General features: G+C 64.8%; 17 protein-coding genes. 10 read left to right on the top strand and 7 right to left on the bottom strand.

Going from position 1 to position 16,186, the window contains the following annotated elements; all coding sequences use genetic code 11:
* Positions 1-3: 3 nt before the first annotated feature.
* The 4 genes from K8I61_12890 to K8I61_12905 all read right to left on the bottom strand — a co-directional run bounded on the left by K8I61_12890 (position 4) and on the right by K8I61_12905 (position 2,406).
* Positions 4-756 (bottom strand): glycosyltransferase family 2 protein, encoded by a 753-nt coding sequence (locus K8I61_12890; GenBank protein ID MBZ0272928.1) that lies wholly within the window; start codon positions 754-756, stop codon positions 4-6.
* Between the two features lie 23 nt (positions 757-779).
* Positions 780-1,181 (bottom strand): MaoC family dehydratase N-terminal domain-containing protein, encoded by a 402-nt coding sequence (locus K8I61_12895; protein ID MBZ0272929.1) that lies wholly within the window; start codon positions 1,179-1,181, stop codon positions 780-782.
* Between the two features lie 2 nt (positions 1,182-1,183).
* On the bottom strand, positions 1,184-1,615 hold the full coding sequence (locus K8I61_12900) for a MaoC family dehydratase N-terminal domain-containing protein (GenBank protein MBZ0272930.1): 432 nt from the start codon (positions 1,613-1,615) through the stop codon (positions 1,184-1,186).
* A gap of 74 nt (positions 1,616-1,689) precedes the next feature.
* Positions 1,690-2,406 (bottom strand): tetratricopeptide repeat protein, encoded by a 717-nt coding sequence (locus K8I61_12905; protein MBZ0272931.1) that lies wholly within the window; start codon positions 2,404-2,406, stop codon positions 1,690-1,692.
* 124 nt (positions 2,407-2,530) lie between these two features.
* Here K8I61_12905 and K8I61_12910 point away from each other — a divergent pair, with 124 nt between their 5' ends.
* The 10 genes from K8I61_12910 to K8I61_12955 are packed head-to-tail and all read left to right on the top strand — an operon-like array spanning position 2,531 to position 14,399.
* Positions 2,531-4,519 carry a sulfatase gene (locus K8I61_12910; protein ID MBZ0272932.1) on the top strand — a complete coding sequence of 663 codons (1,989 nt, stop codon included), beginning with the start codon at positions 2,531-2,533 and terminating at the stop codon, positions 4,517-4,519.
* A complete protein-coding gene (locus K8I61_12915; protein ID MBZ0272933.1) occupies positions 4,516-5,271 on the top strand; it encodes a glycosyltransferase family 2 protein in 756 nt (251 codons plus the stop codon). Before K8I61_12910 ends, K8I61_12915 begins: the two co-directional genes overlap by 4 nt.
* Complete coding sequence (gene waaF / locus K8I61_12920) at positions 5,264-6,286, top strand: lipopolysaccharide heptosyltransferase II (GenBank protein ID MBZ0272934.1); 1,023 nt, start codon at positions 5,264-5,266, stop codon at positions 6,284-6,286. Before K8I61_12915 ends, waaF begins: the two co-directional genes overlap by 8 nt.
* Positions 6,283-7,335, top strand: a complete 1,053-nt coding sequence (locus K8I61_12925; protein MBZ0272935.1) for a glycosyltransferase family 9 protein — start codon at positions 6,283-6,285, stop codon at positions 7,333-7,335. The genes waaF and K8I61_12925 overlap by 4 nt, the downstream gene beginning before the upstream one ends.
* Positions 7,332-8,465, top strand: a complete 1,134-nt coding sequence (locus K8I61_12930) for a glycosyltransferase family 4 protein (GenBank protein MBZ0272936.1) — start codon at positions 7,332-7,334, stop codon at positions 8,463-8,465. The genes K8I61_12925 and K8I61_12930 overlap by 4 nt, the downstream gene beginning before the upstream one ends.
* Positions 8,462-9,703 carry an O-antigen ligase family protein gene (locus K8I61_12935; GenBank protein ID MBZ0272937.1) on the top strand — a complete coding sequence of 414 codons (1,242 nt, stop codon included), beginning with the start codon at positions 8,462-8,464 and terminating at the stop codon, positions 9,701-9,703. Before K8I61_12930 ends, K8I61_12935 begins: the two co-directional genes overlap by 4 nt.
* Complete coding sequence (gene rfaE1, locus K8I61_12940; protein ID MBZ0272938.1) at positions 9,700-10,701, top strand: D-glycero-beta-D-manno-heptose-7-phosphate kinase; 1,002 nt, start codon at positions 9,700-9,702, stop codon at positions 10,699-10,701. Before K8I61_12935 ends, rfaE1 begins: the two co-directional genes overlap by 4 nt.
* Positions 10,702-10,722: 21 nt before the next feature.
* Entirely contained in the window at positions 10,723-11,604 is an 882-nt protein-coding gene (locus K8I61_12945) for a YicC family protein (protein MBZ0272939.1), read from the top strand.
* Positions 11,601-12,227 (top strand): guanylate kinase, encoded by a 627-nt coding sequence (gmk, locus tag K8I61_12950; protein ID MBZ0272940.1) that lies wholly within the window; start codon positions 11,601-11,603, stop codon positions 12,225-12,227. Before K8I61_12945 ends, gmk begins: the two co-directional genes overlap by 4 nt.
* A 6-nt stretch (positions 12,228-12,233) precedes the next feature.
* A complete protein-coding gene (locus K8I61_12955) occupies positions 12,234-14,399 on the top strand; it encodes a bifunctional (p)ppGpp synthetase/guanosine-3',5'-bis(diphosphate) 3'-pyrophosphohydrolase (GenBank protein ID MBZ0272941.1) in 2,166 nt (721 codons plus the stop codon).
* 258 nt (positions 14,400-14,657) lie between these two features.
* Here the strand turns inward: K8I61_12955 and rpmB are convergent, their stop codons facing one another.
* The 3 genes from rpmB to apaG all read right to left on the bottom strand — a co-directional run bounded on the left by rpmB (position 14,658) and on the right by apaG (position 15,856).
* Positions 14,658-14,855 carry a 50S ribosomal protein L28 gene (gene rpmB, locus K8I61_12960; GenBank protein MBZ0272942.1) on the bottom strand — a complete coding sequence of 66 codons (198 nt, stop codon included), beginning with the start codon at positions 14,853-14,855 and terminating at the stop codon, positions 14,658-14,660.
* Positions 14,856-14,950: 95 nt separating this feature from the next.
* Positions 14,951-15,319, bottom strand: a complete 369-nt coding sequence (locus K8I61_12965; protein MBZ0272943.1) for a putative metal-binding motif-containing protein — start codon at positions 15,317-15,319, stop codon at positions 14,951-14,953.
* Positions 15,320-15,478: 159 nt separating this feature from the next.
* Entirely contained in the window at positions 15,479-15,856 is a 378-nt protein-coding gene (apaG, locus tag K8I61_12970) for a Co2+/Mg2+ efflux protein ApaG (protein ID MBZ0272944.1), read from the bottom strand.
* Positions 15,857-16,186 lie beyond the last annotated feature (330 nt).

Raw genomic sequence — 16,186 nt, forward strand, 5'->3', positions numbered from 1 at the left:
CTTTCAAGAAGCTTGCCGCTCGACATCCGCGCGCGCGGCCTGCGCCGGCGCGAACAAGGGATCGCGCCGCAAGCCCCATCGGTGGGCGAAGTATCGCGCGAGCGTCCAAAGCGTCTCGAGGCCGTAGCGCATTGACCGGCGGAAATTGATGCTTGACGCCTCGGCCATGTAACGCACCGGCACGGGGATCTCCGCGATGCGGAATCCGTGGTGCACCGCTTGCACCAGGAACTGCGTGTCGAAGACGAAATCGTCGGAGTTATTCAGCCAGTCGATCGTCTCCAACACCTTGCGCGAGTAGCAGCGATAACCCGTGTGGTATTCGCCGAGGTTTTGCCCCAGCGCCACGTTTTCGGCGATCGTGAGGAACCGGTTCGACACGTATTTGTAAACCGGCATGCCGCCCTCAAGCGCCTCGCGCCGCGTGCGGATGCGGCTTCCGAGCATGATGTCGAAATAGCCGTCGGCCACGAAGCGGATCATGTGCGGCGCGAGCGCCGAATCGTACTGGTAATCCGGGTGGATCATGATGACGACATCCGCGCCGGCGTCGAGCGCGGCCCGGTAGCACGTCTTCTGGTTGCCGCCGTATCCGACGTTTTTTTCGTGCACGATGACCGTCAGGCCCAACTCGCGCGCGATCTTTACCGTGTCGTCGGAACTGGCGTCGTCGACGAGGATGATTTCGTCGGCCGTGCCCGGGGGAATGTCGCTCACCGTGCGGGCGAGCGTCGCCGCCGCGTTGTACGCCGGCATGACGACGACGGCGCGCGGCAACGTCAGGCCTTGAGCGTCGCGGACGCGTTCTTGATGACCTCGGCGCCGTCGGGCGTAACGCAAACAAAAGACGTCACGGCTTCGCCGCCGCGGACCGATTCGACGCGGGCGCGCGTGGTGACGTCATCGCCGATGCGGACCGGGCGCGAGAAACGCACCTTGATTTTTTTCAGCGCGCGCGGATCGCCGCCGGCCGCGTCGATATGCGCGCTCGCGGCGAACGCCATCGTGCAAAGCCCTTGCAGGATCGCGCCGCCAAGGCCCACCATCCTTGCGAACTCGTCGTCGATGTGGATCGGATTGAAATCACCCGACGCGCCGCCGTAGTAAATCGCCTGGTATTTACCGACGGACTGCGTCGCCTCGAAGGTGTCCCCCACAGCGAGTTTCGTTTTTTCCACCATCGTCATCCCCTCACCACGAACGTGTACACGCCTGACGTCACCAGTCGGCCCTCCACCTCGGCTGTCACCTCGAAGCGGTAGATCGTCTTCTCGTCCTTTTGGTCGATGCCAAGGAGCGTTCCCGTCGAGCGGACCACGTCGCGCGGCCGGACGACGTCGTGGAACTCGAACTCCTGCTCGCCGTGCACGAGCATGGCGAAATTGATGTCGAGATCGCGGTCAAAGAGCATCTTGCCCGCGAGGTCCTTCAGATAGACGACGGCGAACATCGGCGGCGCGACGATGCCGGCAAGGCCCATCGCCTTCGCGGCGTCCTCGTCATCATAAACGGGGTTGCCGTCGTTGGTCGCGCGCGCGTATTCGCGGATTTTTTCGACGCCGATCTCGTAGGTCACGGGGCCGTACGTCTTCCCGATGAGCTCCTGCCCGGACATGAAATCTCCCTGCGTGAGCGGAGTCCGAATTTGCCCGACGCACGCGGCGGGGTCAACGCGAAATCGGGCGCGCGCTACTTGTTCAGCGCCTTTTTCTTGAGCTTCGGGTTCGCCTCGAGAAGCCGCTCCATGTTGCCGCGCGTGGGAGCAAAGGTGGGGTCGATGCGCAGGGCGCTCTCGTAGGCGCGAAGCGCTTCTTCTTTTTGTCCCTCGGCTTGGTAGACGAGGCCGAGGTTGTTGTTCGCATCGCGCGCGATCTCGCTGTAGGGGGAAAGCTCGATCGCCTTCAGATACGACGCGATCGCCTCATCCTCCTGCCCGAGATTGTCCTGACAGGTGCCGAGATTCAGCCAGCCCGAGGCGTTTTGCGGCGCAAGTTTCGTGACCGTCTCGAACTCGTTTTTCGCAGCAATCAGGCGATCGCGACCCTTCACGTACGCCTTCACGTATTTGGACGCCGGCGCCTCGACGCCCCAGCTCCGGATTTCCAGGCGATTCTCCTCCGCCGCGCGATAGAGGTGCACGCGGCCTAGAAGGTAGTGGTATTCCGGATTTCGAGGGTCAAGCGAAATCGCCGCGCGCGTGGCTTCCTCCGCGCGGCGCAGGTCGCCAATCTGAAACGCGCCGACGGCCTCTCCAAAGAACTCTTCCGTGGTCATCGGGCGCGTATCGGGCGTCGGCGCCGGAGTCGGGTCGTTTTTTCCGTACTTGTTGTCGGTGCGTGCCGCCAAGGCGCCGCTTGCCACAAAAAACACAATCGCCCCCGCAAGGAGGGCGCCGATCGCACTCATTCGCATTCGTTTATTCGCTCCCCGCCGTTTTCGTTCCAACGGCATGCCAAAATTGCCACAAAGCGCGCAACATTGCTAATATCCGCGCCGCCGCGCCTGCCGCGCCGGCGGAGATCCGCTTGCCTTGAACCACCTTGTCCATCGATTTCTCAATGTCTGGCTCGCCCTGACCGCGATGGCCGTCGTCGTCGCGCTAGGACTCGCCCTGCGCGAGGCTCGCGCGCAGGGCTACGTGGGCAAGGCGCTTGATAACACGTACAAATTCACGATCAACCGAGCCGTGCGCGAGTCCCGCGCCGCCGGCGCCGCGGCCGCCTTTTTCATCGCCGCGGCGTACGTGCTTGCGCGGCGGCGTTCCGTCACGCGCCGGCGCTTCGCGCGGTCGCTCGCGATTGGCGGCGGAATCGCCCTGTTGTTGCTGTTTGTCGCGGCCTTCCTGTTTCAACGGGAACTCGCGGCCGGCCACAACAAGCTCTACGGGCAATATGTCGATATCGAAACCTTTGCCTTTCGCGCGCTGTTTTCCTCCGTATTGACCGTTCCGCCGCCCGGAAGGTTCATTTTGATCTTCATTTTTGGAGCGGTGCTCGTGGGGCTCGCCTTTGCCGCGACGGCCGCGGAAAAGCGGTTATTCGCAAATGGCGGCGAGTCGGCGTTCGGCGCGGCGCATCCGGCGATCTGGATCGCCTCGGCGATCGTGCTGGCCGTCGCGTCGATCGTCGGCGCGGCCAACAAACCGGCGGCGGCGCGGCACGATCCGCCGGACATCATCCTCATCAGCATCGACACGCTGCGCGCCGATCATCTGCCGACGTACGGCTACGAGCGCGACACCTCGCCCGCGCTTGGCGAACTGGCCGCGAACGGCGTCGTTGTCGAACGCCATATCGCGCACGCGCCGTGGACGCTTCCGTCCCACATGTCGATGTTCACCGGCGTCATTCCGAGCCGTCACGGCGCGACGCAGCCCATCGCCGCCATCGCCGACGACATGACGACGTTTCCGGAACTGCTCAAGAACGCCGGATACGCGACCGGCGGTTTCGCGACGAACATCCTTCTTGGCGCAAGCTACGGCTTTGCGAGCGCGTTCGATACGTACGCGCTGAATCCGAACTGGAACGCGGGTGCCGTCGCGGGCGGCGCGGCCTCGTGGTTCGTGAAGCAGCGCAAACCCGCGTTCCTGTTTTTGCACATCTTCGATCCACACTTTCCGTACGATCCGCCGCCCGCGTTTCGCGGCCGGTTCGGACCCGAGGACGAAGCCGTGGCGCGCGCGCAGAAATTGGACTTCTACGACTTTTTCCGCTTCATGGAAGGCGAGGGTGCATCGCGCGTGGCGGCCGTGCGGGATCGATACGACGAGGAAATCCTGGCGACGGATGCCGCACTCCGAACCTTTTTCGAGAGGCTCGCGGAGCACCGCCGCCTGGGCGATGCGCTCATCATCGTCACCTCCGACCACGGGGAGGAATTCGGCGAGCACGGCATGTGGGGCCACGGCCTCACGCTCTACGCCGAAATGCTGAATGTGCCGCTCATCGTCAAGATGCCGCGCGGCGCGTGCGCCGGGTCGCGCCTTCGCGATCGGCTCGTGCCGCAAAAGGCGCTTTTCGATCTCATCGTTTCGGCATCGGCCACGCCGCTTTCGGATGCACGCTGGTCGCTGTGCGACGAATCCGGCGCGCCCGCGTCCGTCGCGGCGCTTGCCGTCGACGATCCCGTCATCGCGGAAGACTCGATGCTCGGCCCGTTGCGCTACGCGGCGAACGGCCGGGAACGCAAACTCATCGAGCCGACAAGCGTCCACGTCGAGGGCTTTGTCGATTTCGAAACCGGCTTTGAGCTATACGATTTCGCCGCCGATGCCCTCGAAAAAAACAATCTTCTTGCCGGCGAGGAAAACGTCGTGGACGCGATTCGAACGAAGGCGCCGGCGCTGCATCAGGAAATTTGCCGCACGCGCCTGGCGTACGCCGGAAGCACCGAAGGCGGCGCGGTGACGCTCGACGTGCAAACGCGCGAGCGCTTGAAGAGCCTTGGCTATCTCACGGGCGAATCGTCGGGCGGCGACGCGGCCTTCGACGAATTCTGCGCGCCGGTGGCGCCGTGACGCGCAAGCTCACCGCCACGATCATCACGAAAAACGAGGAATCGAATATCGAGCGGTGCGTTCGCGCGCTGGCGTTCGCCGACGAGGTGCTGGTGCTCGATTCGGGCAGCACCGACCGAACGGTGGAGATCGCGCGTTCGCTCGGCGCGCGCGTCGAAGTGACGGACTGGCCGGGGCACGTCAAGCAGAAGCAGCGCGCCGTCGATCGCGCGACGCACGACACGATCCTCGCGATCGACGCGGACGAGGTCGTGACCGACGAGCTGCGGGCTTCGATTCAGCGCGTGCTGAACGCGAGCGATCTCGCGGCGGGCTATGAACTGACGCGCAAGACTTTCTATCTCGGCCGTTGGATCGAGCATTGCGGATGGTACCCCGAGTGGCGCGTACGCCTGTTCGATCGCCGCCGCGCGCGCTGGACGGGCTTCGATCCGCACGACCGGGTCGCGTGCGACGGGAAGCCGGGCCGGCTAGCGGGCGATCTGCTGCACTACTCCTACCGCGACATCGCGCATCATCTGACGCGCATCAACGAATACACCACGACCATGGCGCACGAGCATCGCGCGGCGGGAAAGCACGCCCGCGTCCGCGACGTGCTCATCCGCCCGTGGTGGAATTTCTTGAAGAAATATTTTTTGCAGCGCGGATTTCTGGACGGCGTTCCGGGGCTTATCGTGTGCGTTTTGGCGGCGTATTACGTTTTCTTGAAGTACGCCAAGCTGTGGGAGCTTTCGCGCCGCGATGCCTGAGCGCATCCTCATCTTCCAGACCGCGTACCTCGGCGACGTTGTGTTGACGACGTCGCTTGTCGGCGCGGTTGCCGCGCGCTTCCCCAACGCGAAAATCGACCTGGTTGTCCAGCCCGCGTGGGCGCCCATCGTTGCGCATCATCCTCGCGTCTCGCGCGTCATCACGTTCGACAAACGCGGCGCCGAGCGCGGCGCGGCGGGCACCTGGCGATTCGCGCGGCGGATCCGCAAGGAGGCGTACGATCTTGCGCTGTGCCCGCACCCGAGCTTTCGCAGCGGCCTCATCCTGCGTCTTGCGCGCATTCCTGAGCGCGTCGGGCATGCGGGCGTTCCTTCCTCGATCTTCATGACGGCGCGCGCGCCGCGCGACAAATCGCGACACGAGGTGATCCGGCAATTGGCGCTGATGGCGCCGCTTGGCGGATCGATCGACGATCCGCCGCCGCTTCGCATTGAAGTCGATCCGTCGATTGACGTCACAAGCCTGCTGCTTCGGTTTGGCGTTCCCGCCGACGCGAGGCTCGCCGGCTTGCATCCGGGTTCCGTCTGGGCAACCAAGCGCTGGTTGCCGGAGCGTTTCGCGGAAGTAGGGCAAGAGTTATCCCGGCGCGTGGATCGCGTGCTGGTCTTCAGCGGCCCGGGCGAAGAGGCGCTTTCCGCGTCCATCGCGCACGAGATCGGCGACGCGGCAATCGACCTTGGCGGCCGGCTGAAAATCGCCGAGCTTTGCGCCGTGATGTCGCGCCTTTCGCTTTTGGTCACGAACGATTCGGGGCCGATGCACATCGCGGCGGCACTCGGCGTGCCGATCGTCGCCGTCTTCGGCTCGACCGTGCCGGCTCTTGGATACGGACCGTGGACCGAACGAAAACGCATTATCGAGACCGAGCTCATCTGCCGCCCCTGCGGTCCGCATGGCCGCGATCGTTGCCCCCTTGGCCATTTTCGATGCATGCGCGAGATTGCAGCCGCGGATGTCGTGCGCGCGTGCGATGAGTTGCTGGAAGCGTCGTGAGCGTCGATCCCGCGTCCATCCTTATCGTCAAGCTCGGCGCGGTCGGCGACTGCGTTCACACGCTGCCGATTCTCGTCGCGCTGCGCGATCGCTTTCCCGACGCGCGCATCGGGTGGGTTGTCGAGCCGAAATCGAGGGGCGTTGTCGAGGATCATCCCGCGCTCGACGAGACGATCCTCTTTCCGCGCCCGGAGATTCAGCGCCTTTGGCACGATGGACGCGCGCGCGATGCCTATCGTCTCTGGCGCACGTTCGCGCGAGATTTGGCGCGACGCCGCTATGAAATCGCGATCGACTTTCAAAATCTTTTTCGCAGTGGCCTTGTCGCTTACGCGTCGCGCGCGCCGCGCCGCATCGGGTTCCGGCGCCTTCGCGAGGGCAATTTCGCGTTCATGAATGAACACATTGTGCCGCCGGATACTGCGAAACACGCGGTCGAAAAATACGCCGCCCTCATCGCGCCGCTCGGCGCGCGATCGATTCCCGACCGCATTTCGATTCACGTGCCACCGGACAAAAAGGCAACGGTCGACCGATTTATCGACGCGCAACTCCCGCACGGCGCGGCCGTCGTGGCGATCAACCCGGGCGCGAGCTGGCCGAACAAGCGCCTGGACCCGGCGCGCTACGGAACGCTCGCCGCTCGCCTCGCGGAACTGGGCGCCGCTCCGATCGTGATCTGGGGGCCGGGCGAGGAGGCGCTGCGCGATGCCGTCGTCGCGGCATCGAATGGCGCCGCCGTCGCCGCCCCGCCGACGGACCTGAAGGAACTTGCGCAATTGCTTTCACGATGCCGGCTCTACGTCGGCAACGATAGTGGCCCGATGCACATCGCCGCAGCGATGGGCTGCGGCGTCGTTGCCGTATTCGGGCCGTCCGATCCGCGACGCGTCGGACCTTACACGCCGGCACGGCGCGTCGTCGCCGTGCCGGTGCCGTGCGCGCCTTGCTGGAAGCGGCGATGCCCCCTGCCGCGCGTGTACTGCATGGACCGCGTGAGCGCGGACGATCTCTACGTCGCCGCGGCCGAGCTTCTGGAGCACGCGTGAGGATCGTCGAGATGCTGGCGTCACGGCACTTCACCGGGCCGGCCGAGCGCGTCTTGCAGACGGCGACGGGGCTCGCGGAGCGCGGGCACGACGTCGCCATCGCGCATACCGTCGTGCCGCCCGGAACGCTCGCGGCGCACGGGGAGCGCGTCGGCATCAAACGCCTGCCCGATGTCGCGCTTCGCCGCAAAGGGATCGCCGTTTTCAAGGTCGTTTCGGATGCCAGGCATCTTGCGCGCCGGGCGGCGTCGGGAGATGGTCGCCTCATCCTGCACACGCACACGAGCCACGACCACTGGACGGCGCTTCTCGCGAAACGGCGCGCGGGCGGGCGCATCGCGATCGTCCGCACCGTGCACGAAACGCGGCAGGCGCGCCGCCGCGCGTTCGACGCACCGCTGTTCGCCGCGTGCGACGGCGTCATCGCGATCACCGAAGCGATGCGCACGGAATTGACGGCGTCGTACCGGCTGTCGCCCGATCGCGTTGCCGTCATTCCCGGCGCGGTCGATACAGACCTGTATCGTTCGGGGCTCGATACCGGGGAGATTTTGCGCGAAATCGGCGCGGGCGAGGAGCCCGTCATCGGCATCGTCAGCCGCATCAAAGGCGGGAGAGGGCACGACGTCCTGTTGCGCGCGTTTCGCCAGGCGCTCGACACGGGGATGAACGCGCGGCTTGCGATCGTCGGGCGAGGCGAGGGGCGCGAAGCGATCGAATCGCTTGCGCGCGAGCTTGGCCTCGGGGAACGCACGGCGTTTCTCGGCTATCGCCGCGACGATCTGCCGCGTATTTATAACGCCATGACCGTGAAGGTGCTGCTCGGCGAAGGCAGCGACGGCACCTGCCGCGCGGCACTCGAGGCGATGGCCTGCGGCGTGCCGGTGATCGCCGCGCCGGTCGGCGCGCTGCCGGAAATTGTTCGCGATGGCGAAACGGGCACGCTGCTGGCAAGGCTCGATACGTCGGAGCTGGCGCGCGCGTTGGCGTGGTATGCCGAACATCGCGAAGAGGCCGCCGTGCGCGGACGATTCGCGCGGACCCATGTCGAGACGCATCACGCGATCGCGGCGCTCGTCGATCGGCACGAATCGTTCCTTGAGCGGATCATGGGTGGAGGCGGAGCATGAACGTGCCCCGTTTTCTTCCGCACATCGAGCGCGCTGCGCTTTTTCTTTTCGCGGCCGCGGCGCCGATCAGTATCACTCTGACGCAGACCGCGTTGGCCGTGTTGCTACTCGCCGCCGCGTTCCGGTTTTCGCGAAACGCCGCGTGGGAATATACGGAGATCGACGTCGCGCTGTTGCTGTTTCTGGCGTGGATGTTCGTCGCGGCAATAATGTCGGAGCACCGCCTGACCGCTCTGACGAGCTTTGCCGGAATGTGGGTGCATCTGGCGTGGTTCGCCCTGCGTTCAGCGAATTTTTCGCGGCGCGACATGAAGACCGCGCTCGTCATTCTTGCGGCGGCGGGCGCCCTTGCCGGCGCTTACGGCGTCGCCCAGGCTTTTTTTGGCGAAGCCGTGCCGCGCCCGCTGGCGCCGAGGGTGCCTCTGTGGCAGCCGCACGGCGGATATTTTCACGCGGTGGGCCTTTTCGATCATCACCTGACCTTCGGCAATACGCTCCTTTTGGTTGCCGGCGCGGCGATGGGTGTCATCGCCCTTTCGGGGCGGCCCTGTCGGAAATTTCTGGGCGCCGCTTTCCTCCTCACGCTCGCGGGCATCGTCGCCAGTTACGCGCGCAGCGCGTGGATCGGCCTTGCCGCCCTGGCGCTCGTCCCGGCGTTTTATCGTGGGCGCGGCGTCCTTCGGCGCGCGGGAATCGCGGCGGCCGTAGCGGTGATCGTATCCGTCGTGGCCGTTTTTGCCGCGCCCGGGTTGCGGCATCGGGTCGCGTCTTCCCTGTCCGCGGGCGGCAATCTCGAACGCTGGTACATCTGGCAAACCTCCGCCGACGTCGTGCGCGAACATCCCGTCGCCGGCATCGGCCCCGGCGCGTACCGCGAGACGATCGACGCCTATCGCGCGGGCTATAACATCAAGTGGACGACCGCGAGCCATGCGCACAACTCGTTCATGATGGCGGCGGTGGAAGGTGGCCTTCCGGGTCTCTTCCTTTTCGTGACGCTGCTTTTGACCGTGGCCGCGCCATTTTTTTTCGCGCTTGACCGCGCGCCGCCGGGCTCGCCCGAGCGCGGCATGGCGGTCGCGTTCCTGGCGACCGTGGCGGCCTTTACGATAGCGAGCGTGTTCCAGCATAATTTCGGCGACGCCGAGGTTGTGATGGCTTTCTGGCTCGTGGCCGCGGCCGGGCGAAATCTGGCCGTCGATCGACCTTCGGACCAAGGATCCGGTTTCAACGTATGATCAGCCGCGAACGCTTTTTGGAGACGATCAAGAATTTTCCCCACCGGAACATCCTCGTGGTGGGGGATCTCATCATCGACCGCTATTTCTGGGGCAACGTCTCGCGAATAAGCCCCGAGGCGCCGGTGCCGGTCGTCGAGGTCGAGCGCCAGGAAAACCGCGCCGGCGGCGCCGCCAACGTCGCCATGAACCTCGCCGGGCTCGGCGCGAACGTCTATCTCGCGGGCGTCGTCGGCGACGACGGCGGCAAGGAGATCCTCGCCGCGACGCTCGCGGGGGGCGGCGGGAACATCTCCGGCGATTTCTTCGTCGGCGAAAATCATCGGCCGACCACGATCAAGACGCGCATCATCGGGCACAGTCAGCAGATCGTGCGTTTCGACATGGAGCGCGACGGACCGATCGCGGCCTCGACACGAAACGAAATCGTCGACCGCATCTCCAGACGCGCCCGGGAATTTCACGCCATCGTCGTCTCGGACTACGCCAAGGGCGTCATCAGCCGCGTCCTGATCGACCGGCTCAAGGAAATCGCCCGGGACAACCGCATCCCGATCGCCGTCGATCCGCGCCTTCAGCACGCGAATTTCTACAAGGGCGTCGACCTCATCACGCCGAACCACATCGAGGCGGGGCAGTTTCTGGGCATCGAATTGCGCAACGAGGACGGGGCCGTCGAGTCCGCGGGCGCGAAAATCCTCAAGCGCTGGAACCTCAAGAACCTGCTCATCACGCGCGCCGGCCTCGGCATGACGAGCTTTGAACCCGGGCGCAAACCGCGTCACATTCCCACGGTCGCGCGGCAGGTTTACGATGTCACGGGCGCGGGCGATTCCGTGATCGCCGCGGTCGTCCTGGCGCGCGCCGCAGGCGCGACGTGGGAAGAGGCGGCATCGATCGCCAACCACGCCGCCGGCATCGTGGTCGGGAAGATCGGCACGGTGCCGGTAACGATTCGTGAACTGCGCGACTACATGCGCCGGCGCTCCGCCGTCTGACGCAGGAGGATCCGACACGGCATGGCCGTATTCAGCATGACCGGTTACGGACGCGGCGCCGCGAAAAAGGGCGGCTCCTCGGCGACCTGCGAGGTGAAGTCCGTCAACAATCGCTATCTCGATGTCAACGTGCGCGCGCCCCGCGGCGTCCTGGCGTTCGAGCCGCGCCTGCGTGACCTCGTTCAGCAGACGCTTTCGCGCGGGCGCGTGGATTTGTTCATCGAACTGCAAACGCGCGAGGCGCACGGCGCCGACGTTCACGTGGACGAGCAGCTCGCCAGGCGTTATCTGCGCCGCGTGCGCGCGCTGCAAAAGTCGCTCAACGTCCCCGGCGCGGTCGAGATCCGCGATGTCCTCGCGTGGCAGGGCGTTTTGGTTTTCACGGAAAGCGAAACAGACGCGGAAGTCGTCTGGCCGCTTGTCGAGGAAGCCGCGAAAAAGGCGCTCAAGGGCCTTGTCGCGACGCGCAAGCGCGAGGGCGAGGCGTTGCGCAAGGAGCTGTCCGGCCGCCTGCGGCTGTTACGCACGACCGTCCGCGACATGGAAGAAGAAATCCCCCGCGTCGCCAGTTCGATCGAGGACCGCGTTCGCCTGCGTATCACGACGCTTCAGACCGTGCCGAACGTCGATGCGGACAGACTCGCGCAGGAGGTCGCGTTCCACGTCGCCCGCGCGGACGTGACCGAGGAGATGGTGCGTCTGACCGCGCACATCGACCACTTCGAGTCCGCGCTCGCCGAGCCCCGCGCGGAGGGCAAGCGCCTGGACTTCCTGCTTCAGGAGATGCACCGGGAGATCACGACGTACGCGAACAAGCTCCAGGGCACGGCGGTGAGCCGCCACGTGATCGAGGCCAAGTCGCTCGCGGAAAAACTGCGCGAGCAGGTGCAGAACATCGAATGACCGCCGAACGACCCGGATCCGGCCGCCTGTTCGTGGTCACCGCGCCGTCCGGCGCGGGCAAGTCTTCGCTTTGCAAGGAGTTGATCGCGTCCGTGCCCGGCCTTCGCTTTTCGACAAGCCATACGACACGCGGCCCGCGGCCGCTGGAGGCCGACGGGCGGGATTACCACTTCATCTCCCGGGACGAATTCCGCGCGCAGGTTGACGCGGGGCGATTGGCCGAATGGACGGAAATCCACGGCAACCTTTATGGAACGAGCATGGACGAGCTCGAAAGCGCCCGCGCCGAAGGGTTTGACCTGATCCTCGACATCGAGGGCCGGGGCGCGGCGCAAATCCGCGCCAAGTGGCCGAATTCGGTCTTCATCTTCGTCATCCCGCCAAGCCTCTCCGAGCTGCGCGAGCGGCTTTACGGGCGCGATTCCGATCCCCGGGAGGAGATCGAAATGCGCTTGAAGAGCGCGGCGGAAGAAATCACTTATCTGCCGAACTATGATTATATTATTATCAACGAAGATTTCGACGAGGCGGTCTTTCGCCTTGTTTCGATCGTGGTCGCGGAACGGAGCCGGCGCGATAGCCAGATCGATCGCCTGCCCGAGGAGTTCCGGCCGCGACGCTAGAATTCGATGGCCACACTACGCATTGACGATATCCTGGAGGAGGTCAAGAAGAACGACCCCGGCGCCGACCTGTCGGTGATCCGCCGGGCGTATGTGCTCTCCGCGCGCGCCCACCGCGGGCAAAGGCGCGTCTCCGGCGAGCCTTACCTCATGCATCCGCTCGCGGTCGCGCATCTTCTGGCCAAGATGCGCATGGACGTGGACACCATTGCGGCGGGGCTTCTCCACGATACGGTCGAGGACGACACCGACACATCCCTCGAACAGATCGAGGAACTTTTCGGCAAGGGCGTCGCCGGTCTCGTCGATGGCGTGACGAAGATCGGCCAGATGTCGTTCAAGAGCCGCGAGCACCGGCAGGCGGAGAATTTCAAGAAGATCCTGATCGCGACGAGCAAGGACATTCGCGTCATCCTGGTCAAACTCGCCGACCGCCTGCACAACATGCGCACGCTCGAGCACATGGCGCCCGAAAAAATCCGCGTCATCGCCGAAGAGACGCTCGAAATTTACGCGCCGCTTGCGAGCCGCCTCGGCATCCAGTGGGCGAAAAACGAGCTCGAAGACCTGGCGATGCGTTACCTGCATCCGCACGAGCACTACAAGCTCATCGTCGAGCTGGCGGCCGGACGCAAGGACCGCGAGCGATTCATCGAGGAGGTCGTGCAGATCCTGCGCGACCTGCTCGAGTCCAACGGCATCCACGCCGACGTGCGCGGCCGCGTCAAGAACGTTTATTCCGTCTGGAAGAAGATGCAGACGCAGGGGATCACGCTCGACCATGTCCACGATCTGGTGGCCTTTCGCATCCTCGTGGCAAACGTCGCCGAATGCTACGCGGTGCTCGGGCTCATCCATGCGCATTGGAAGCCGGTGCCCGGGCGCATCAAGGACTACATCGCGCTGCCCAAGCCCAACGGCTATCAGAGCCTGCACACGACGGTGATGGGGCCGTTTCACCGGCGCATGGAGGTGCAGATCCGCACCGAGGAAATGCATCGCCTCGCCGAGGATGGCGTCGCCGCGCACTGGCGCTACAAGGAAGGCCACGCCGACGGCATCGCAACGGATGCCGAGTGGTACCACTGGCTGCGCAAGCTCGTCGAACAGTACCAGCAGGAAGAGAGCCCGGACGAGTATCTCAAGTCGGTCAAGACGGATCTGTTCCCCGACGAGGTCTACGTTTTCACGCCCAAGGGCGAGGTGCTTTCGTTTCCGCGCGGCGCGACGCCGATCGATTTCGCCTATCGCATCCACACGGAGGTGGGACATACGTGCGTCGGCGCGCGGGTGAACGACAAGGTTGTGCCGATTTCGTATCAGCTCGCCAACGGCGACCGCATCGAAATCCAGACCCGCAAGGACCGCGGCCCGAGCCGCGACTGGCTGCGTTTCGTGAAAACGGCGTCCGCGCGGTCGAAGATCCGCGAATACGTCCGCCGCCAGGAAAAAGATCGCTCGATCGAGCTTGGGCGCTCCATCGCCGACCGCGAGCTGCGCAAGCACAAGATGACGCTCGCGCGCGTCGAAAAACAGGGGCGCCTGGACGAGGTCGCGGCCGGCCTGGGGTTCAAGGAAACGCCCAAGCTTCTCGCGAGCCTGGGAAACGGCCGCGTTTCGCCCGCGCAGTTCATCAAGGCGTTCGAGGTGCCGGAAGACGGCGAGACGCACGACGGCGTGCTCGAACGCCTGATGCGGCCGCTGAAGGCGCACAAGGGCCGCGACGGCATCAAGATTCAGGGCGTGGACGACGTGCTTTTTTCGCTGGCCAAGTGCTGCAATCCCTTGCCCGGCGAGAATGTTCGCGGCTTCATCACGCGCGGCCGCGGCATCAAGATCCACGCCGCGGATTGCCTGGAACTCGACGGCGTCGATCCCGAGCGCATCGTGGACGTGGAGTGGGATACCGGCCCGGGCGTCGGGGCGGTCGGCACGAAGGTCGACGTCTACTCGCGCGACGAGCCGCTCGTGCTCTCGAACGTCAGCAAGGTCATCGGCAGCCACGGCGTGAACATCAGCGAGGTCAAATCCGCGAACATCGAGGGCAACGCCGTCATCCACTTCGAGTTGCAGGTCGAACAGCTCGGCCAGCTCGAGGCGATCATGAAGGACATCGCGAATGTCCGGGGTGTCACGCGCGTTGAGCGCGTCCGCTCCGGCGCGAGGGCGTGACGAGAGAGGCTGCAGACCACAGTCCACAGGGAACGCAGAAGGGCGTGATCCAGGGATCGGGCGCGAAGTCATCCACGGGTCGGGCGCAAGTCATCCAGGGATCGGGCGCTTCGTCATCCTGAGCGAAGCGAAGGATCTGGCTCGCCCCGGCTGACGGCTCCGCGTTTTCCACAACGATGCGATCCGTCAACCGCGTCGCCCGAACGCAAAAACGCCCGGTGGCATGGGCCTCCGGGCGGTCGTTTCGCGGATTCGCGTTCAGCGCGCGGCTTTTTTGATCTTGCCGCCGGAGATGCAGGTCGTGCAAACGCGCATGCGCCGCGCGATGCCGGCCGACACCGCGACGCGGACTTTCTGGAGGTTCGGCCGCCAGACCTTCTTGGTGCGATTGTTCGCGTGGCTGACGTTCATACCGACCTGGCGGCCCTTGCCGCAGACTTCACAGATTTGTGCCATGGTCTTCCTGCTCGTTCCCGGGACGATTTGCCGCGCCGCGCGCGGCCTCCCGAACCCCCGAAATCGGCCCTCCGAGGGTGATTGGAGGCGGTCTGTTAGCATACAGCGGCCAAAGGCGCAAGATGGGTGGCGAAATCGTCGTCCCCCGGCGGATCGATGTCCGGGCACTGCGGGTCGAGTTCGTCCACGAAGCCGTCGCAGTTGTTGTCGATGCCGTCGGCGCAGTCTTCCGCGCGGCTGGGATTCATGAAGGCATTGTGATCGTTGCAGTCTTCCGGAGCGCACCAGCCGTCGGCGTCCGCGTCCGTGCAGCCGTCGTCGTCGTCGTCGTCGTCATCGTCGCTTGAGTCGCCGCCGTCACTTTCCGGCGGAACATCTTCGTCTTCGTCGTGGACGTTGCAGGCGAGGGAGGCGACAAGCAACGCGGCGAGAAATGCCGCTACGAAGACACGCAGGGCTGTCATGCGATAACCCGCACCCGCTCCCTTACGGTCGCGGTTCGTTTTACGATCCGTACCCGCTTCCTTACGGTCGCGGTTCCAATCTCGAACAGGGATCGGGATGGGCGCAGGGATGGGGATGGGGTTTGACTCAATCCTCAATCCTCAATCCTCGATCCTCCCTCAATTGATTTCCGCGTCCTCGATCTTGACGAGTTTGAACGCCGGGATCATCGCCTCGAAGGAATCGCCGTCGCTGTCGACCATGAGGTACCAACCGCTCATCTCCCCGTAGGGCGTCGGCAGCGGGCAGCCGCTGGTGTATTGAAACGACTGCCCGGGCAGGATGTGCGGCTGCTCGCCGACGACCCCCGCGCCTTCGACGACCTGGACGCGCCCGGCCGCGTCCTTGATGACCCATCGGCGCGAGAGAAGCTGCACGGCCTTTTTGCCGTTGTTCGCGATCGTGACGTGGTACGAAAAGAAATACCGGTACGGCGGCGCGGAATAGAATTGCGAAAACTGGCTGTCCACGGATATCAGGACGCCGTTCGTCTCCATCGTCGGTGGATCGAGGGCGATTTGTTTCGGCTCGAGTCGTCGCTTCACCAAAGTTTCGGCCCTCCTTGCGCGAAACGCCGAAACGGCGCTCCGACGCCTTTTTTATACACGCATCCGCGTTCCGGTTGAAAGCGAACCTCTCGCCGCCCGGCGATGGCGCGTCCGGCGCGACAACAGCAAACCGCGCGAATGTTCGTAGCGAAAGTAGAAGTCCTGTTCATAAGCGATCGTAGATGTCCGGTGTGTTGACGACCGGCGGAGCCGGTCGTTGGGTTTGGTTCCGACGCCCCAAAGGCGTCGGACTCCTTTGATGGACTTGGCGGCCCGAAG

The sequence above is a fragment of the bacterium genome, from assembly GCA_019912885.1.
Lineage (GTDB): Bacteria > Lernaellota > Lernaellaia > JACKCT01 > JACKCT01 > JAIOHV01.